Genomic DNA, 19,583 nt, shown 5'->3' with positions numbered 1-19,583 from the left:
ATGGTAGTAGGAGATTTTCCAATCGAAACAGATACAATTGTCATCGGTGCTGGTCCTGGTGGATATGTAGCAGCAATTCGTGCAGCACAACTTGGACAAAAAGTTACAGTTGTTGAACGTGAAAACGTAGGTGGCGTATGCTTAAACGTAGGTTGTATCCCATCAAAAGCTTTAATCTCTGTAGGTCACCGCTTTGAACAAGCTAAACATTCAGAAGATATGGGTGTAATTGTTCCAGAAGTGAAACTAGATTTCAAAAAAGCACAAGAATTCAAAGATTCTGTTGTTAAAAAATTAACTGGCGGTGTTGCTGGTTTATTAAAAGGCAACAATATTGAAGTTGTAAAAGGTGAAGCTTATTTCCAAGATGCGAACTCATTACGAGTGATTACTGAAAACTCAGCTCAAACTTACACATTCAAAAATGCAATTATTGCAACAGGTTCTCGTCCAGTTGAAATTCCAACATTCAAATTTTCAAATCGTGTGTTAAATTCAACAGGCGCACTTTCATTACAAGAAGTACCTGAAAAACTTGTTGTTATTGGTGGCGGATACATCGGTACTGAACTTGGTTCTGCTTATGCTAACTTAGGTTCTCAAGTAACAATCCTTGAAGGTGGAAAAGATATCCTTGCTGGCTTTGAAAAACAAATGACAGCTATCGTTAAAAAAGGTCTTAAGAAAAAAGGTGTTACAATTGAAACAGGCGCTTTAGCACAAGGTGTTGAAGAAACTGAATCAAGTGTAACAGTAAAATATGAAGTAAATGGTGAAGCAAAAGCTGTAGAAGCAGATTACGTCTTAGTAACTGTAGGTCGTCGTCCAAATACGGATGAAATGGGCTTGGAAGCAGTTGGTATTGAATTTGCTGAACGTGGACTTTTAAAAGTTGACAAACAATGTCGCACAAGCGTACCAAATATTTATGCTATCGGTGATATCGTTGCTGGACCACAACTAGCGCATAAAGCTTCATACGAAGGTAAAGTAGCTGCTGAAGCAATCGCTGGAGAAAAATCAATTGTTGATTATCTTGCAATTCCTGCTGTTTGCTTCACAGATCCTGAAATGGCTACTGTAGGTTTATCAGAAGATCAAGCTAAAGAAGAAGGCTTTGAAGTAACTACTGGTAAATTCCCATTTGCTGCAAATGGTCGTGCATTAGCATTGAACGAAACAGAAGGTTTCGTAAAACTTGTTGCTCGTAAAGAAGATGGCTTACTAATTGGTGGTCAAATTATCGGTGCTGGTGCATCTGATATGATCGCTGAATTAGGATTAGCAATCGAAGCAGGTATGACACTTGAAGATGTAGCAATGACAATTCATGCTCACCCAACTTTAGGTGAAATTACAATGGAAACTGCTGAAGTAGCACTTGGTAACCCAATTCACATTATTGCTAAAAAATAATTGAAGACAAAAACACCTCTTAAGATACATAACAGTATCTTAAGGGGTTTTTTTATGAAAAAAATATTAAATTTGAATCGATTTCATTGTGCAAAATTCATATAAACTATACGGACATTTTATGATATCCAATTTTGTTCATTACAAAGCTTTCGATGACGAGTCCTCGAAAATGCATTTGATTTCCTTCGTGCGATGTTCATTCAGTGAGGTTTATTCAAAGTCCTATGGGAAAAGCTTGAGCTGAAAGCCCCGTAGGAACGTAGTAAGGGTACTAATAGTATTAAACTGATTTCTGCATGATGTGGAATTAGCTTCGCTTTCCGCGGGCGAGCGATTAGCCTCGGGGCAACAGGATGTTGGTCACGGAGTCGTTGCCACAGGACGTGGCGTTCTTAGACTCCGTTCCTTAATTGCACTGCGGGGTCTCACCTGTCTCGCTTTCCCGCAGGAGTCTTCGCTAATTCCACATCAACCAGGATAGCTATACAAGATTTTTATTATAAACTTTCATCTTTTTTACTTTTTCAGTGCCTTCAGCTAAGCGAAAGAAGAAGCTTAACCCACACCCATGGAAAGCGACCGTCTGTACCGGAAATCAACAAATGAGAATCACAAAAGGTACTATTCAATCTAATGATGAATTACACTCTTTTTCACTTTTTGGACAACCCGTTATTAAATCAAAAAATATCCCTGATCCATTAATGATCAGGGATTCTTTATATTATTTTGATTCAATTAGTATTGTAACTGGTCCGTCATTGACTAGCTTTACATCCATCATCGCACCAAACACTCCAGTTTCAACATGTAATCCAAGTGCACAAAGTGTACTATTAAAGTATTCCCATAAGCCATAAGCTTCTTCAGGACGAGCAGCATCAGTAAAGCTAGGTCGATTCCCTTTTTTAGTATCGGCATACAAAGTGAATTGAGAAACTGATAATATTGCTCCACCATGCTCTTTAATAGAGTGATTCATCTTGCCATTCTCATCTTCCCAAATACGCATTTTCGCAATTTTTTTTGCAATATAATCTGCGTCATCCTTTGTATCACCATGTGTAATTCCAACTAATAAAACATAACCTTGTTCAATCTTACCTGTCACTTTACCATCTACTGTAACAGATGCTTCTTTGCTTCGTTGTAAGACTACTTTCATGCTAAATCTCCTATCTTAATGCATTACACGTTGTACTGAATAGATATCGGGAATTTGTTTAACTCGATCTACCACTTTATATAAGTGGTGAATATCACGTATTTGCAATGTTAAATTAATAGTAGCAATCTTATCTCGGTCTGTGCGGGCACTTATTCCGCCAATCGACGTTTTTGTTTCTGTAACTACTTGTATTACTTCATTTAGCAAACCAACTCGATCAAAGCCTGAGATTTCGATATCTACATTAAATAGTTTTTGTTGTTGTTCTAAATTTTGTCCCCATTCAACATCAATTAATCGTTCTTGTTCTTCTGATGTTTGAATATTAGAGCAATCTGCACGGTGAACAGAAACACCTCGACCTTTTGTGATAAAACCAACAATTTCGTCACCTGGTACAGGGTTACAACAACGAGATAAACGGATTAATAAATTTTCTAACCCTTTAACGACAACTCCTGTTTCTGTTACTTTTTCTTTTTGAGGAGTTTTCATCTCTTTTGTAATTTTTTCTATGACTTCTTCTTGATTTCGTTGTTTTCTTACACGTTCTGCTAGGCGGTTGACTACTTGTAATGCAGTCATTCCGTTAAAGCCTACCGCTGCAACTAAATCTTCCTCATTTGCATAGTTTAATTTTTCGCATACCCTTTTAAAGTTTTCAGGCGTTAAAATTTCTTTTGGATCAAAGCCTTGTTCTATGATTTCTTTTTCAATCATTTCACGGCCTTTGTTCACATTGTCATCACGTAATTGCTTTTTAAAGAATTGTTTAATTTTATGTTTTGCTTGTGATGATTGCGCAATATTCAACCAATCTCGGCTGGGGCCAAATGATTGTTTAGAAGTCATGATTTCTACAATATCACCTGTTTTTAAAGGTGTATCTAACGGTACCATCTTACCGTTTACTTTTGCGCCAATCGTTCTATTCCCTATTTCTGAGTGAACACGATAAGCAAAGTCAATCGGAACAGAACCAGACGGTAACTCAATAACATCGCCTTTAGGTGAAAATACGTAAACCATATCCGAGAATAAATCAAATTTCAAAGATTCCATGAATTCTTCAGCATTAGAAGATTCGTTTTGGAATTCTAAAATTTCACGGAACCACGTTAACTTATTGTCAATATTTGATTTGTTTGTATCAATACTCTTGCCTTCTTTATAGGCCCAGTGAGCGGCAACCCCGAATTCTGCAATTTTATGCATTTCCTTCGTACGTATTTGAACTTCTAAAGGATCCCCATATGGTCCTATTACAGTAGTATGAAGAGATTGATATAAATTTTGTTTCGGCATCGCAATATAATCTTTGAATCGACCAGGCATAGGTTTCCAAAGTGTATGAACAATACCTAGCACTGCGTAGCAATCTTTGATACTATCTACTATTACTCGAACAGCTAATAAGTCGTAAATTTCATTGAATTGCTTGTTTTGCAAAACCATTTTCCGATAAATGCTATATATATGCTTCGGACGACCAGATAATTCTGCATTAATATGAATATCATTAAGTTGAAGTTTTATTTCATCCATTACTGACTTTAAATAATCTTCACGTTCTACACGTTTTCTCTTCATCAAGTTAACGATACGATAATATTGCTGTGGATTTAAATAACGTAGTGCAGTATCTTCCAATTCCCATTTAATAGCTGAAATTCCTAAACGGTGTGCCAACGGAGCAAAAATTTCAAGTGTTTCTTTAGAGATGCGACGTTGTTTTTCAACAGGCAAATGTTTCAGTGTTCTCATGTTATGTAATCTGTCTGCTAATTTGATCAGAATGACACGGATATCCTGCGCCATTGCAACGAACATTTTACGATGATTTTCAGCCTGTTGTTCTGCTTTCGATTTATATTTAATTTTACCCAATTTGGTAACACCATCTACAAGCATTGCAACTTCTTCACTAAATTGTTCAACAAGGTCTTCGCGTGTGACATGGGTATCTTCAACTACATCATGTAAAAAACCTGCTGCAACAGTTTCCGGGTCCATTTGTAGATCTGCTAATATACCTGCAACTTGTACAGGATGTAAAATATATGGCTCTCCTGAACTTCTGAACTGCTCTTTATGTGCGTCTTTAGCAAGTTCATATGCTTTTTTTACAAATTCGACGTGTTCGTCATTCATATATGATGTAAGTATTGCGAAAACTTCTTCTACTGTCATCACTTGATCTTTCGCCATGTTAGCCCACCCTATTTCATAATTTTTCTGATTAGGTATAAATTTAATTGTATTAAAAAAACAGCCTATTTGTAAAGGCTATTTCCCTGAAAAAAATAGATAATTCGACAAATTACGCAAACCCTCAGGCTAATGCCATGAGGGCTTCCATTATTTGTCCAATAAGAATGACTAGTATTTCATTAAAGTGAAGACATCATAACCTTCGATTTTATCACGGCCATGTAACTCTTCAAGTTCGATTAAGAACGCACAACCTACTACTTCTCCGCCTAGTTGTTCAATTAAACGAATGGCAGCATCAACTGTACCACCAGTGGCAAGTAAATCATCAACGATTAATACTTTTTGTCCTGGCTTCACAGCATCTTTGTGCATTGTTAATGTATCTTTACCATATTCAAGACCGTAGTCAGCAGAAACTACTTCACGTGGTAACTTACCTGGTTTACGTACTGGAGCAAAACCAATTTCAAGCGCATAAGCTACTGGGCATCCTGTGATGAAACCGCGAGCTTCTGGTCCTACGATTAATTCAGCACCAACTTTTTTAGCGTATTCAACGATTTGGTCTGTTGCATATTTATAGGCTTTACCGTTATCCATAATTGTTGTAATATCTTTAAAAGAAATGCCTTTTTTAGGCCAATCTTCTACGATTGTTACATATTGTTTTAAATCCATTATTATTGTTCCTCCTCAGAAACTTCTTGACCATTTAAACGGAGGTCAAACCACTCTCTTAAATCCTTATATGGCGCATACAATAGGGTTTGTTCTAAATCCATTTGTTGCGAGCGTTCTTGATAGATTTTCGCGCTTGTTAAGTCTTTTTTCGGTGGATTATCTACAATTTTCGCGAGTCCATTTTCTATTGTAACAAATCCAAGTTCAAAAAACACCTGTGTCATGAAAATAAGCATCTCACGGCTCCAGCCTTTATGTTTTGCTAAATCAGTTAAATGTTGGCGCAGGTGAAAACTCTGTCTTTTTCTTAAAAATGAATAATACCATGCAAACTGCTCTCGTGTAGGCATTCCATCGAAATAATGAGAATCAGGAATATAAAAGTGTGCATAAACACGAGTTGGTTTTATGCTTGTTAATAAAGATTCCAACATTTGAACATTTTGTGGCAAATCTAATAATACAACATATGGGCGACAATTTTCACTTGAAATATTTTCCGAATAGCTTTGAATTTTTTTTGGAATAAGAGATTCATAATAGCTGATAGTTGAGTCGCTAAAAGCAATGAAAGTTACTTCTTCAAGTGGAATAGTTTGTAGCCATCGTGCAACTTGCCGAATACCTCTTAGATCAAATAGTTGCCATTCATCTGTTCTGACATCTTGTAGCATAAGTTGTGGTTTTTTACGACCGTTCCATTCATTGATTTGAAGATCTCCAGCAAAGGAAATCTTAATTCCATAAGTTAACTCATCTACTAAAAAGCCTTTATGAAAGCCTACTGCATCAAGTTCTTGATTATTTGAAACTATTTGTAGTTTAATATGATCCTCATTTGCACCAATTTTGCGCATAGATTGAATGGAGGCATCTTCTATCGTATACATAGGTTTTGCGAAACTTATTCCAAATGGAGCTAATGTACGTACGTCTTCAATCGTATTGACATTAATTTCATCTAAAGTAAGTGGTATATCAACTTCTAAAACAGGGATTAGATCTTCCTTTGTTAAACATTCTCTTGCTTGTTTATCTAATCGCACACGTAATTCATCGACATCTTCCATCGCAAGTGTCATTCCTGCAGCCATTGGGTGACCACCAAATGCAGGTAAAATCTCTCTATTTTTTGAGAGTTCCTTATACATATGGAAGCCTTCAATGCTACGAGCTGAACCTTTTGCGATACCTTTTTCTACATCAATAGATAAGATGATTGTTGGACGATAATACTTTTCTACAAGTCTAGATGCGACAATTCCCACTACTCCTGGATTCCATCCCTCTTCTGCAATGACTAATATTTGTGAGTTGCCAATTTCATCATCATTTTCTACCATTGCTATTGCTTGCTCTGTAATTTCTGTCACGATTGCTTGGCGTTCTTTATTTTGTTCGTTTAAGTAGTTCGCCATGGTAGTAGCTTCGACCTCATCTTGAGACATTAAGAAGTCAACTCCAGGTGCTGCATCTCCAAGTCTTCCAAGAGCATTTAATCTTGGTCCGAAACTAAATCCTATCGTCTCTTCATTTATTTCTAGTTGATTTACGCCAGATACTTTACATAATGCTTTGATTGCAGGTCTTTTAGAACATTGTAATGCTTCAATTCCTGCTTTAACTAGATATCGATTTTCATCTAATAGTGGCACCAAATCTGCAATTGTTCCAATAGCTACTATTTCTACAAGATGTTTTGGAAATTTACCATACAATGCATGAGCTACTTTAAAAGCAACTCCAACTCCTGCCAGTTCACCAAATGGATAATGGCCATCTGGATGTCTTGGATGAATAATTACATCTGCAGGAGGTAATGTTTCGCCTGGCTCGTGGTGATCCGTTACGATGACATCCATACCTAAATCTTTGGCAACTTGTATCTCATGATTTCCGGCTATACCATTATCAACTGTAATTATAAGTTGATAGCCTTCTTCAAATGCTTTTCTAAATAGTCGTTCACTTGGTCCATATCCATCTGTGAAACGATTTGGGATCATGTGTGATACATTTGCACCAAGGTCTTGAAGAACAGTTTTCATTACGGTTGTACTGGTAATTCCATCGGCATCATAATCACCGTATATTAATACTTTTTCATTGCTTTCAATTGCTTTATTTATTCGTTCAACAGCTTCCTTCATGCCATGCAGTTCGAATGGGTCATGAATTGCATTTTCGTCAATCATTAAAAAAGCACGAGCTGCTTCCACTGTAGTGAAACCGCGTGCTACTAAGATTTTAGCTGAGATTGATGAAATTTTTAGTTCGTCTTGCAGTTCTTTCACAAGTTGTTCATCAGGGCGATTAATTCGCCATCTTTTTTCAGTCGCTGTCATTTTTTCACTTCCTCATAAGATTCATTATACAAAATATATGTAGTACTTTGAAAGTAGAATACTATTGTTCTCTTTGTACACAAAAATTAGTACGGAGCATCTTTTGATTGACTTGGCCAGTTTAACGTTCGCTCTACTTCCCTATCAAAATTGAAAAAACCACAGTTTATATCTAACTTAACTGTGGTCATTACTTATCTATTTCACTGAAAATTCAATTGCAATCGGTTTTGTAAAGGCTTTTCCTTTAGATGTTTTTAAGCCTTTATTGTTTATGAAAATCGTATAGTTTCCTTTTGCCAACTCTTTTGTTGAAGTAAGTTTGATAGTTTTACCTTTTGAATCTTTCTTTAGAGCAAATCCTGATATTTTTTTACCTCCACTATATACATATACGTTGCTAGAATTTAGCGTTGACGGATTAATCGGTGTACCAAATGTAATGGTTGTTGATTTTATTTTCTTCATATTTTTCAAGTTTGTTGCCTTTATATAGTTAGATGTTGATGTTGGTGAAATTGTTACGAGGTTAATTTTTTTGTTATATTTTGTAATTGTTTCTTTTTGTGATGCAGTTAACCCAGTAGATATCGAATATAATGGCGCAAATTGAGTATTAAAAGTTAGTGATTTTCCTTTATGTAAGAGATTGATCCAACTTGTTATTGTAGATGTATTATTTTCTATATATTTTTCTTCAGGAGAAGATTGAAGCGTTGTAAACAAAATTTCCTTTCCTTGCGTTGAAACATTGTCTCTACTTACTGCTTCTACCAATACTTTATAAGACGTCCCCCCTTTTAATTTTGAAAGGGAATAGCTTAAATTCTTTGTAGTTGCGACTAATTGGTTATTTACATAGATATGATATTTTTCTGTTGGTATGACCGCATGTTCAGTGGATGTGTAAGTTATGTTTGCTGAAGACTTTGTAATAGCATTTACTGATAGTGTTTGGACATCCTCTGGAGTTGTTTGAACATAATTAACCAATCCATATCCATAATATGAGTCTTTTCCTTTACTACCTAAATCAAGCGTATAATTTCTTAAAATTTTTCGTAATTGTTCATTTGTGTAGCCAGGATATTGTTGTTTTAATAATGCTAAAATCCCAGTAACATGCGGTGCTGAAAATGAAGTTCCAGAATCTTGAACAATATTATTTCTTAATCCCAATGAATAGATATCACTTCCTGGCGCAGTAAACTCTACTTTTGACCCAGTGTTTGAAAAATAGGAAATTTGATTATTTTCATCTACAGAAGATACTGCAATCACTTGATTATATTTCGCAGGATACTCTACATCTTTTCCTATACCGTCATTACCCGCTGCTGCAACTAATGTTAGCCCAGCATTATATGCTTTTTCAACCGCATTTCTTAGTATAGGATCATCGTATGGAGTACCTAATGACATATTAACAATATCAATATGATTTTTAATAGACCAATCGAGAGCTTTTAAAAGCGACTCCATTGTTGCACCATCTTCTTCAAAGACTTTTAAACTGTATAAGGATACGTCTGGTGCAATTCCAGCAATATCGTCATAATATTTGCTTGACGAAATCCCTGCAGAGATAATCCCTGAAACAAACGTACCATGTCCATCTGTATCATAAGGAGTACTTTCGTCAATGCGGGTACGTGGATCATCATCAACAAATGAATATCTTTGAACATCTGACAGTTCATTATTCACTGCTACCCCAGTATCAATAACTGCGACTTTTACATTTTCACCTGTTAGACCTAAAGACCATGCATTTTGTACTTTGATTGAATTTATATTCCAATTAGGCAAAAGCTTAGTAAACTGAGAACTACTTGAATTAAATGGTTCTATTACATTTGGATTCTTTTCTACAACTTTAATATCCGGTAAATTTTTTAAATTATCTAAGCTTTCACGACTAAAAGTCCCTTCTATTGTTTTAAGATTTTCATATGTATGTTCGATTTTAATAGCCTGCTTTAAAATTTGCTCTTTACCATCATTGTTTTTATATACAATCATCACATCATCGTATTGATTGTTCGTTGCATGAGCAAAAAATGGAAAAATTATAGATGCAATACAAGTAGTACAAAATATCGTTATCCATTTTCTATAGTTCATCGTTCACTACTCCAATCCTTATTACATTTAGAACTTTCAAACCAATTAAAGCACAACTATTTTCTAATAAGATAGTTCTTATTAACTTATGAAATAATTTATCAAATGATACTTTATTCACCATAATATTACCATAAATTTTTGTTAATTTTGATATTTTTTTAGATTTTTTCATATGGAGTTTTCATGAACTTTTGATTTCTGCTTTTATTAGTTCTTAAGTTAAGATGCATAAAAAAATCCATTCTATTGGTATAAACCATTAGAATGGATTTTCATTTTTTTACTATGAATTGAATATATTAAACTACAGGCTCGTCTGAACCCCATTTTCTTTCCTTCTTACCTACATCTACTTTACCTTTTTTCTTCATTTCACGTACTTTTAATACGTACCAGATTTGAGCAGCGATGTAAATGGAAGAATACATACCTGTAATTAAACCAATTAATAATGCAATTGAGAAGGTTGAAATTGAGCTTGCACCGAAGATCAATAATGCAACAACAACTACAATTACAGTCATTACGGTATTAACAGATCGCGCTAGAGTTTGACGAAGTGATTTATTGACAATATGCGCTAAATCGTCTGCATCTTTAATTTTCTTAACGCGGTGTAAGTTCTCGCGAATACGGTCAAATGTAACGATTGTATCATTAATTGAATATCCGACGATTGTTAATACGGCTGCGATGAATGTGATATCTACTTCTATGCGGAAGAGACTGAAAATCGCAACCATGAAGAATACGTCATGAATTAATGAAACGATTGCACCGACACCCATGCGCCATTCAAAACGGAAGGCAACATAGATAATGATACCAAGAGACGCATATATTAACGCTTTAATCGCATTTCTTGCAAGTTCTTTACCTATGGTTGGTGAAACTGTGCTAATTGAAGGTGTTTGACCAAATTCTTTATTAAACTCTGTTTTTATCTTCTTGATTTCATCTTTTGAAAAGTCTTCTTTATATCGGATGACTGCTCGATCGTTTTTATTTCCAGAAATAACAATATCATCAGAAGAGAAACCAATTTTATCAACATAGGTTTTTACATCTTCTTTTGTTAACGCATGATTTGATGTTACTTCAACACGAGAACCATTTGTGAAGTCTACTCCTAGATTCAATTTGAAGATACCCACTACAATCATACCAGCAATAATTAGGACAGCTGATAGTGTAAAGAATTTTTTACGATTGTGTACAAAGTCGAAGCGGTCGAAGCGAGTTGATAAATCAAGTGTATCAACACCTTCTTCAATTTTGTGAATGCGAGATTTATTGACACCAAACAATCCGAATTTCCCGTCTAAGTAACCACTATTAACAAGTAATCCTAATAGGATACGAGTACCCCAAACAGCGGTTAAGAAGCTGACTAAGATTGAAATGATTAATGTTGTTGCGAAACCTTTAACGGAACTTGTACCAAAGACGAATAATACGCCGGCTGCAAGTAATGTTGTAATGTTAGCATCGAAAATCGCTGTAAATGAAGATTTAGAGCCCGAATGGAATGCGGCTTTTACAGATTTCCCTACACGTAATTCTTCTTTTATACGTTCATACATAAGGATGTTGGCATCTACCGCCATTCCTATACCAAGTACTAATGCAGCAATCCCAGGTAGAGTTAATACTACATGGATCCAATCAAATAGTACTAAAACAATAAATGTGAAGATCGTTAATGTAATATCAGCTACTAAACCTGGTAAACGATAAACCAATATCATGAAGATAAAGATTAAAGCTACACCCACTATACTAGCAAATACTGTACTATTTAATGCTGCATCACCGAATTGTGCACCAACAGAAGTTGAATACATTTCAGTTAGTTTTGCTGGAAGAGCACCAGCATTTAAAATACCCGCTAAGTCTTTTGTTTCTTGTACTGTAAAGTTACCAGTGATTTGAACATCTTTTGAATTTATAGTTTGAGTAACTTGTGGGTTAGAAACAAATTTAGGTTTTGGTTCCAAAACTTCTTTTTTATAAGAATCTTTGCCTTCAGTGAAGTCTAACCAAATAACTAATAGATTATTTGGTGTTCCCATTGCTGCAACTTTGCTCGTCACTTGACCAAATTTATTAGGGTCTTTTAGTTTAAGTGTAACCATCGGACGACCTTGTTGGTCAAATGATGCTTTTGCTCCGCCTTGTTGTAAATCATTACCGTCTAATAACACTTTGTCATTGACGTCACGGAAAGTTAGATTCGCTTGGTTTGAAAGGACATCACGTGCAGATTCTTGATTCGTTACACCTGCTAATTGAACACGGATACGGTTCCCACTTTCAATTTGGATGCTTGGTTCGCTAACACCAAGAACATTGACACGTCTACTAATGGCATCAGCTGTTGCTTTGACATCACTTTCGGTAATCTTCTGTCCTGCTTTTAAAGGTTCAACTTGATAAAGTACTTCGAAGCCACCTTGTAGATCCAGACCTAAGTTAATGTTACTTAGTACGCCTTTTACGGTCGTTCCCATGAATGCGCCAATTACAACGACAATCATTAGAAACGCGACGATTCGGCTTTTTAATTTCATTAAAACTTCCTCCTCAAACAAATGCCGCAGTATTACTCAATGACAGTAGACGATTCTTGATGTTCGATGTGATAACTAGTTGTCCTGTCACTACTTTGTATCGAAGTGTTGTCCTAGTCAGTAAACTATCTCACAATTACGAGCATTAGTCGTCTTTATGAAGCAGTAGAATTCTTCCATATCAGTGTTTCATATTCTATTGATTCGCTCTTGTCACTATATTTGCATAACACGTTTATTATGAAACAGGTTTTCCAGACTGTCAAATCAATCCCATGTACTTTTTTACTAATTAGGAAGTAATTTTTGGCGAATGTTGATTTCCGATTAATATTTGTAACTCTTCATCGTTAATAGAAGCAAACCAATTTGCGCTTTTTAGTTCTTCTACTTGGGTGAAAGTCATATACTGAGCAGCAGTTAATGAAAAAATATCGGCAATCACTCTATGTAAAGCTAAATCAGCCTCACTCATTTTTTTCCATTTTTTCGAAACTAAAAAACGCCAAATATCTTGCTCGGTAATACTTTTTAAACCTTCCATTTTAAAATCTGCTTTTTTAATATTTAGGACAGGTAAAACTTTTGTAAATATTTTTTCATATTGTACTACCATCTTCACTCACGTCCTTTTCCATTATTTTGAACGTACAAGATTTAGCATTTTCTAGAAATTGTATTTATAGAAAGAAGGGACCTTATGACTTCATTTTTTCATGGCACCTTTTTGTTAATGGGAGCTGTTCTACTATCTAAATTATTAGGTTTTTTATATCGAATGCAGTTTATGCGCGTTGCAGGTGAAGATGCTGTAGGCGTTTATATGACTGCGTATCCTGCATTTATCTTCTTTTTATCACTCGTGCAACTAGGTATACCAATTGCCATTGCTAAAATCGTCGCCGAATTAGAGGCAAAAGGTAAACGAGTTGAAATTAGTAGGGTTATGCGTACATCAAGATTAATAAGTTATCTATCTATCCTACTTTTCTTCCCATTAATATTATTATTTATCCCGTACTTAGCAGAAAATCTTCTACATGATAATCATGTTAGAATGTTACTTTATGTTTCACTTTTTACTGTCCCCTTATCAATGGCCTCTGCCTTGTTAAAAGGTTTGTTCCAAGGTCTTGCACGAATCGAAGAAACGGCTTGGTCTCAAACGATTGAACAAGTTATTCGGATTGCTATGATTACATGGTTATTGCCTTATGGTGTGGTACAAGATTCCCCTGCTACAACTGCTACATATGCGATGGTAATTACTGGTTTGGCAGAAATAGCAGCGCTTGCTTATCTATATTGGAAATATTTACACGCAAAACATAAAGGGCTTGTGTTGTCATCAAAAGGCTATTCTTCTCCAAAGCCAATTTTAGCTATTGCCTTACCATCTACCGGTAGTAAATTATTTGGATCTTTTACTTGGTTTTTAGAACCAATTGTCTTTTTGAAAGCATTAACATTAGCAGGTTTAACTGCAGCTGCCGCAACAAAGCAATACGGGGTCATATCAGGTGTTCATATTCCTTTATTACTATTTCCTTCATTTATCCCTTACGCGCTAGCTGTAGTGCTAATTCCTGCAGTAAGTGATGCTGTAGCGAGAGGTAGGCAATCCCTGTTAAGAGAGCGCGTACATATCGCTCTAAGAATGTCTACAATCGTCGGTTGTTTCAGCGCCGTTTTCTTTTTTTTATATGGAGACGAGTTTGCTACAAAGCTCTTCCATCTGTCTGAAGATCGAGGGTATATGAAGTTACTAGCACCTATTTTTTTCTTCTACTATATACAGAGCCCTTTAAATTCAATCCTTCAAGCTTTGGATGAAGCGAAGGCAGCAATGATGAATTCCGTATATGGTGGGATAGGTAAACTATTGGTCATGCTAGCTCTCGCTTCACAATCAGGCATTGCAGAAACAGGCGCCGTTATTGCCATTGGCTTTGGTGTTTTGATTACTTCTTTCTTGCATATTGCCACTATTCGGAAAAAGAAATATGTTGAAACCGGCTTTAAACTATTCATCATTCCATATTGGGTTTGCATTTTAGTAGTTGTCATTCGAGAGTATATCATCCCTACATCGCAATTTAATATTTGGATTAATGGGTCCATAACACTTGTTTTGCTATTTGTGATTCTTATGATTGCTGATCAAATTCGTGTAACTGATTTCCGTTATTTGACGAAAACATTGAGAAAACGACTATGATCTCAATTGCACATGAATTTCACCATCTTCAAAACAACAATAGAAAATCCTTTTAAGATCATCGTAACCTAATTTAGCTAACTCCTGACGTAACCATTGTTCTTCTTTTTCAATCAACATAAGATGTCTTTTTTGAATTTCACCATCAACTACTATTGGTAATATCGGCGGCTTACTATCTTTCATAAAGATAGAAAGGTTTCCAGATGGTTCCAAAAAAGCGTATGCCACTTTTTGTATAGACCCAATCTGTTGCTCCCTTAGTTGTTGAAACAAATCGTCTAAATTGTAGCGCTGTTTCCTCATTTCATCTTCGAGGAGCACTCCATCTCTAATAATTGTTGTTGGATCACCATCAATCTTATCGCGAATTTTTTTACTTTTTAAAGAAATATAAGAAATAGTTATTTGAATGATTAATAAAATAATCATCGGTAAAATAGATTCAAATAAGTTTCGCTCTGGTTCATCAACCGCAAACGATGCTACATCTGCTATCAAAACAAAAATCACAAGATCCATTACACTTAATTCGCCAACTTCTCGTTTTCCCATAAGTTTGAAAATAATTAAAATGACAAAGTATAGGAAGATCATACGAAAAGCGATAACTAATAAATCATTCACTTTATGACCCCTTTTTCTCTTTATCCTTTGTCGTTCTATTCAAATTATGCATTATAAAAAAATATAAATTGCTACACCCGCTATACCGCACATAAGAAGAATAAAAATAATATAGCCAAATGAATGAATCCATTTAGGTTTAGAATGAACTTTTAATCGATTGCTTCCAGTACGATTTTGTGCCATTCTTTGTTTAGCTGTTAAGCGAGAATGGATGGTATCATCGTCAAATCCTAGCTGCTCCATTTTCTTTTTAATATTCAGTTGTTTTTTTTTAGCCATTGAATCGCTTTCCTTTCAAACAAGATGAATAATATATTATTTCTACAAAACCACAAAAAAGCCTTTATTTCTATTTGAAATAAAGGCTTTTGTTTGTATAGATAGTATTTTACATAGTTAAAATTTCATTCTAACTAGATGTATTTTTTAAATAAATATTATTTTGCTTCTACTGCTCCATCGATTACTTTTCCGATAGCAGCACGTTCAAAACGTAATTTAGAACCATCTTCTACTTTAATAAGTACTGATGCGTCATCGATTGCTTCGATTTGGCCATGTAATCCACCAATAGTAACAACCTTATTACCTTTTGCTAAACTACTTTGCATAGATTGAGTATTTTTACGTTGTTTTTGTGCTGGACGAATCAACATAAAATACATCAATGCAAAAATAATAATCATTGGTAGTAATGCTTGTAAATTTTGCGGCATAAAACTATTCCCCCTTTCTATCTCTAGTACTAATTATACAAGAATCAGAAATTTTTTGCATTTGGTTTGTTGAAACCATATTGTTCAAAGAATTCTTCACGGAAATCACCTAAGCGATCTTCGCGAATTGCTTGGCGTACTTTACGCATTAAATCTTGTAAGAAGTATAGATTGTGATATGAAGTTAAACGAATACCAAACGTTTCATCTGCTTTAATTAAGTGACGAATATAGGCACGTGAATAGTTTTTACATGTATAGCAATCACAGTTTGGATCGAGTGGTCCGAAATCGCGAGCAAATTTTGCATTCTTCACAACTAATCGTCCTTGGCTTGTCATACATGTACCATTACGAGCAATACGCGTTGGTAGTACGCAGTCAAACATATCAATACCACGGATTGCACCATCAATTAATGAGTCTGGTGAACCTACTCCCATTAAATAGCGAGGTTTGTCTGATGGTAGTAATGGTGTTGTATATTCGAGCATTCTATTCATAATATCTTTTGGCTCACCTACAGATAAACCACCAATTGCATAGCCCGGGAAGTCTAAAGATACTAAATCTTGTGCAGATTGTTTACGAAGAGCTTCGTATTCTCCACCTTGTACAATCCCGAATAACCCTTGATCTTGTGGACGAGCATGTGCTTCTAAACAACGTTCAGCCCAGCGTGAAGTACGTTCTACAGAATTTTTCATATAGTCATACGTAGCTGGAAATGGCGGACATTCATCAAATGCCATCATAATGTCTGATCCAAGTGCGTTTTGAATTTCCATTGCCTTTTCTGGGCTTAAGAAAAGCTTGTCCCCATTTAGATGGTTACGGAAGTGAACGCCTTCTTCTTCAATTCGGCGAATATCACTTAAACTAAAAACTTGGAAACCACCAGAATCAGTTAAAATAGCACGATCCCAGTTCATAAATTTGTGTAATCCGCCTGCTTCACGAATAAGTTCGTGACCTGGACGAAGCCATAAATGATAGGTATTACTTAAAATAATACCGGCACCCATTTCTTTAACCTCTTCTGGGGCCATCGTTTTGACTGATGCTTGTGTGCCTACTGGCATAAAAGCTGGTGTTTCGAAAGAACCGTGCGGTGTATGCACGATTCCTAGTCTTGCGCCTGTTTGCTTATCTGTCTTGATAAGCTCATATCGAATTGCTTGAGACATGTATTAGTTTCCTTTCTTTGCTTTTGGTCGGATGAACATAGCATCCCCGAAACTGAAGAAACGATATTTGTTTTCTACAGCGATTTTATATGCATTTAATACATTTTCACGACCAGCGAGTGCACTGATCATCATTACTAATGTTGATTTGGGTAAATGGAAGTTTGTAATCATACCATCGACAGCTTGGTATTCAAAGCCTGGGAAGATAAAGATTGTAGTCCAGCCAGATTCTGCAACAACTTGTCCGTTATTTCTATGTGCAATTGTTTCAAGAGTACGTGTAGAAGTTGTACCTACTGCAATTACACGGCCACCATTTGCTTTTGTGTCGTTAATAATTTGTGCTGTTTCTTCAGATAAATTATAGAATTCTGCATGCATATCATGTTCTTCGATATTTTCAACACTTACTGGACGGAATGTACCGATTCCAACATGTAAAGTTAAAAAAGCTACTTTTACACCTTTTGCACGAATTTGATCTAATAATTCTTCTGTAAAGTGAAGACCAGCAGTTGGGGCTGCAGCTGAACCAAGATTTTTAGAGTACACCGTTTGGTAGCGTTCTTGATCTTCAAGTTTTTCATGAATATAAGGTGGTAATGGCATTGTACCAAGTTTTTCAAGAATTTCGATAAAGATCCCTTCGTAATCGAATTTAAACATTCGGCCACCGTGTTCTAATTCGCCAGTGCAAGTTGCTTTGAGTAATCCGTCACCGAAAGTAATCTCAGTACCAACTTTTACGCGTTTCGCAGGTTTTACAAGTGTTTCCCATTCATCATCACTTGTTTGTTTTAATAATAATACTTCGACATGGGCCCCAGTTTCTTCTTTCACCCCGATTAAACGTGCTGGTAATACACGTGTGTTGTTAAGAATTAAGCAGTCGCCTTCTTGTAATTCATCTAAAATGTCGCGGAAATGATGATGTGATAATTCACCAGTTTCGCGATCTAATACCATCAGTCGGCTTGAAGCACGATCTTCAAGTGGTACTTGTGCAATTAATTCTTCTGGTAAATAGTAATCAAAGTCTTCTAATCTCATTGTAAACTTCCTTTTGTAATTGGCTTTGTTAAAAACTCTATTATTGCTTTTGGTGAGTTGATCTACCATACATTCCTCATGACCAAGTATTATTACACATCCTTGTTGATCTCATACTTCATGATGCCATGGAATGCTAAGTACAATGTTTTCAGTGGAATAACCGAAAGTGTAATTGCACTCGGAAATTTAAATATATTTCACTTAAAACAACATCTAGTTTATCTAACATAGCTTTTTATTTAAGTTTCTGATGGATATGCATAGCCAAAATGTTCATATGCGAGAGCTGTTACGATACGACCTCTTGGCGTTCTTTGGATAAAGCCAATTTGCATTAAATATGGCTCATAAACATCTTCAATCGTCATCGATTCTTCACCAATGCTTGCAGCAATCGTATCTAGCCCTACTGGACCTCCACGGAAGCGTTCAATCATATTCTCAACCAATTTATGATCGATATGATCTAAGCCTAAAGGATCTACTTGTAGTAGTTCTAAAGCGTCTTGAGATAACTTAAACGTAATATCTCCATCGCCAATTACTTGTGCATAATCACGTACCCGCTTTAACAAACGGTTGGCAATTCGCGGTGTTCCACGAGAACGTCTAGCCACTTCACCAGCAGCTATTTTATCAATATCGACTCCAAATAATTCTGCACTTCTACAAACAATCTCAGTCAATGAATATTCATCATAGTAGTCTAACCGTAATAATACACCAAAACGATCTCTTAGTGGAGCAGATAGCGCTCCAGATCTCGTTGTTGCACCAACTAATGTAAAAGGAGGTAAATCCAGTCTAACAGATCGAGCTTGTGGTCCTTTCCCCACTACAATATCTAAACAGAAATCTTCCATTGCAGGGTAAAGTACTTCCTCAATCGCTCGTGGTAATCGATGAATTTCATCAATAAACAAGACATCTCCTGGTTCTAATGAACTGACAATCGCAGCTAAGTCACCAGGTCGCTCAATTGCAGGACCACTTGTCATCCGTATATTTACGCCCATCTCATTAGCAATTACCGCTGCAAGTGTAGTTTTACCTAGTCCTGGGGGACCGTAAAGTAAAACATGATCGAGACTTTCTTCACGCATTTTAGCCGCTTCGATGAAGATTTTCAAATTTTCTTTAACCTTTTGTTGACCAATATATTGAATAAGGGTTTGAGGTCTTAATGATAACTCAAACTGATCCTCGTCTTTTGTAGCTTCACTTGAAACAACTCGATCATTCATTGAGACTG

Annotated in this window: 15 protein-coding genes; 2 read left to right on the top strand and 13 right to left on the bottom strand. The window is 35.8% G+C overall.

The window, feature by feature from the left end:
- A complete protein-coding gene (lpdA, locus tag ABE048_RS09660) occupies positions 1–1,416 on the top strand; it encodes a dihydrolipoyl dehydrogenase (RefSeq protein ID WP_430310950.1) in 1,416 nt (471 codons plus the stop codon).
- Positions 1,417–2,143: 727 nt separating this feature from the next.
- On the opposite strand, the gene dtd is transcribed toward lpdA, so the two are convergent.
- From dtd to ABE048_RS09625, 7 genes are all read right to left on the bottom strand, one after another.
- Positions 2,144–2,584 (bottom strand): D-aminoacyl-tRNA deacylase, encoded by a 441-nt coding sequence (gene dtd / locus ABE048_RS09655; RefSeq protein WP_430310949.1) that lies wholly within the window; start codon positions 2,582–2,584, stop codon positions 2,144–2,146.
- Positions 2,585–2,599: 15 nt separating this feature from the next.
- Positions 2,600–4,795: a RelA/SpoT family protein gene (locus ABE048_RS09650; RefSeq protein ID WP_430310947.1), complete on the bottom strand. Its 2,196-nt coding sequence runs from the start codon at positions 4,793–4,795 to the stop codon at positions 2,600–2,602.
- 171 nt (positions 4,796–4,966) lie between these two features.
- Positions 4,967–5,479, bottom strand: a complete 513-nt coding sequence (locus tag ABE048_RS09645; RefSeq protein ID WP_430310946.1) for an adenine phosphoribosyltransferase — start codon at positions 5,477–5,479, stop codon at positions 4,967–4,969.
- A gap of 2 nt (positions 5,480–5,481) precedes the next feature.
- A complete protein-coding gene (gene recJ / locus ABE048_RS09640; RefSeq protein ID WP_430310944.1) occupies positions 5,482–7,827 on the bottom strand; it encodes a single-stranded-DNA-specific exonuclease RecJ in 2,346 nt (781 codons plus the stop codon).
- 198 nt (positions 7,828–8,025) lie between these two features.
- Positions 8,026–9,951, bottom strand: coding sequence for a S8 family serine peptidase (locus ABE048_RS09635; RefSeq protein ID WP_430310942.1), 1,926 nt, complete (start codon positions 9,949–9,951; stop codon positions 8,026–8,028).
- A 302-nt stretch (positions 9,952–10,253) separates the two neighbouring features.
- A complete protein-coding gene (gene secDF / locus ABE048_RS09630; protein WP_430310940.1) occupies positions 10,254–12,524 on the bottom strand; it encodes a protein translocase subunit SecDF in 2,271 nt (756 codons plus the stop codon).
- A 292-nt stretch (positions 12,525–12,816) separates the two neighbouring features.
- Complete coding sequence (locus ABE048_RS09625) at positions 12,817–13,140, bottom strand: post-transcriptional regulator (protein ID WP_430310939.1); 324 nt, start codon at positions 13,138–13,140, stop codon at positions 12,817–12,819.
- 84 nt (positions 13,141–13,224) lie between these two features.
- Here ABE048_RS09625 and ABE048_RS09620 point away from each other — a divergent pair, with 84 nt between their 5' ends.
- Positions 13,225–14,742, top strand: a complete 1,518-nt coding sequence (locus tag ABE048_RS09620; protein WP_430310938.1) for a putative polysaccharide biosynthesis protein — start codon at positions 13,225–13,227, stop codon at positions 14,740–14,742.
- Here the strand turns inward: ABE048_RS09620 and ABE048_RS09615 are convergent.
- The 6 genes from ABE048_RS09615 to ruvB form a co-directional block, all read right to left on the bottom strand.
- Entirely contained in the window at positions 14,737–15,369 is a 633-nt protein-coding gene (locus ABE048_RS09615; RefSeq protein ID WP_430310936.1) for a DUF421 domain-containing protein, read from the bottom strand. The genes ABE048_RS09620 and ABE048_RS09615 overlap by 6 nt on opposite strands.
- 51 nt (positions 15,370–15,420) lie before the next feature.
- Positions 15,421–15,651: a hypothetical protein gene (locus ABE048_RS09610; protein WP_430310934.1), complete on the bottom strand. Its 231-nt coding sequence runs from the start codon at positions 15,649–15,651 to the stop codon at positions 15,421–15,423.
- A gap of 158 nt (positions 15,652–15,809) precedes the next feature.
- Positions 15,810–16,088 (bottom strand): preprotein translocase subunit YajC, encoded by a 279-nt coding sequence (yajC, locus tag ABE048_RS09605; protein ID WP_430310932.1) that lies wholly within the window; start codon positions 16,086–16,088, stop codon positions 15,810–15,812.
- A 44-nt stretch (positions 16,089–16,132) separates the two neighbouring features.
- Positions 16,133–17,275: a tRNA guanosine(34) transglycosylase Tgt gene (tgt, locus tag ABE048_RS09600; protein WP_430310931.1), complete on the bottom strand. Its 1,143-nt coding sequence runs from the start codon at positions 17,273–17,275 to the stop codon at positions 16,133–16,135.
- A 3-nt stretch (positions 17,276–17,278) separates the two neighbouring features.
- The gene (gene queA, locus ABE048_RS09595; protein WP_430310930.1) at positions 17,279–18,328 is read right to left on the bottom strand and encodes a tRNA preQ1(34) S-adenosylmethionine ribosyltransferase-isomerase QueA; all 1,050 of its coding nucleotides are present in this window, start codon (positions 18,326–18,328) and stop codon (positions 17,279–17,281) included.
- A 242-nt stretch (positions 18,329–18,570) separates the two neighbouring features.
- Positions 18,571–19,575, bottom strand: a complete 1,005-nt coding sequence (gene ruvB, locus ABE048_RS09590) for a Holliday junction branch migration DNA helicase RuvB (protein WP_430310928.1) — start codon at positions 19,573–19,575, stop codon at positions 18,571–18,573.
- Positions 19,576–19,583: the final 8 nt, after the last annotated feature.

This window comes from Rummeliibacillus pycnus, assembly GCF_050459865.1.
GTDB classification, from domain to species: Bacteria; Bacillota; Bacilli; order Bacillales_A; family Planococcaceae; genus Rummeliibacillus; species Rummeliibacillus pycnus_B.
Note: the sequence above shows the minus strand (reverse complement) of the source record. Positions and strands in the feature narration are given on the sequence as shown.

What these genes read in the sequence shown, in the direction of transcription:
- ABE048_RS09610 (WP_430310934.1), bottom strand. Translation starts at nt 15,651, where the DNA reads ATGGCTAAAAAAAAACAACTGAATATTAAAAAGAAAATGGAGCAGCTA.
- ABE048_RS09620 (WP_430310938.1), top strand. Translation starts at nt 13,225, where the DNA reads ATGACTTCATTTTTTCATGGCACCTTTTTGTTAATGGGAGCTGTTCTA.
- yajC (WP_430310932.1), bottom strand. Translation starts at nt 16,088, where the DNA reads ATGCCGCAAAATTTACAAGCATTACTACCAATGATTATTATTTTTGCA.
- tgt (WP_430310931.1), bottom strand. Translation starts at nt 17,275, where the DNA reads ATGTCTCAAGCAATTCGATATGAGCTTATCAAGACAGATAAGCAAACA.
- ABE048_RS09635 (WP_430310942.1), bottom strand. Translation starts at nt 9,951, where the DNA reads ATGAACTATAGAAAATGGATAACGATATTTTGTACTACTTGTATTGCA.
- ruvB (WP_430310928.1), bottom strand. Translation starts at nt 19,575, where the DNA reads ATGAATGATCGAGTTGTTTCAAGTGAAGCTACAAAAGACGAGGATCAG.
- secDF (WP_430310940.1), bottom strand. Translation starts at nt 12,524, where the DNA reads ATGAAATTAAAAAGCCGAATCGTCGCGTTTCTAATGATTGTCGTTGTA.
- recJ (WP_430310944.1), bottom strand. Translation starts at nt 7,827, where the DNA reads ATGACAGCGACTGAAAAAAGATGGCGAATTAATCGCCCTGATGAACAA.
- dtd (WP_430310949.1), bottom strand. Translation starts at nt 2,584, where the DNA reads ATGAAAGTAGTCTTACAACGAAGCAAAGAAGCATCTGTTACAGTAGAT.
- lpdA (WP_430310950.1), top strand. Translation starts at nt 1, where the DNA reads ATGGTAGTAGGAGATTTTCCAATCGAAACAGATACAATTGTCATCGGT.
- ABE048_RS09625 (WP_430310939.1), bottom strand. Translation starts at nt 13,140, where the DNA reads ATGGTAGTACAATATGAAAAAATATTTACAAAAGTTTTACCTGTCCTA.
- ABE048_RS09650 (WP_430310947.1), bottom strand. Translation starts at nt 4,795, where the DNA reads ATGGCGAAAGATCAAGTGATGACAGTAGAAGAAGTTTTCGCAATACTT.
- queA (WP_430310930.1), bottom strand. Translation starts at nt 18,328, where the DNA reads ATGAGATTAGAAGACTTTGATTACTATTTACCAGAAGAATTAATTGCA.
- ABE048_RS09645 (WP_430310946.1), bottom strand. Translation starts at nt 5,479, where the DNA reads ATGGATTTAAAACAATATGTAACAATCGTAGAAGATTGGCCTAAAAAA.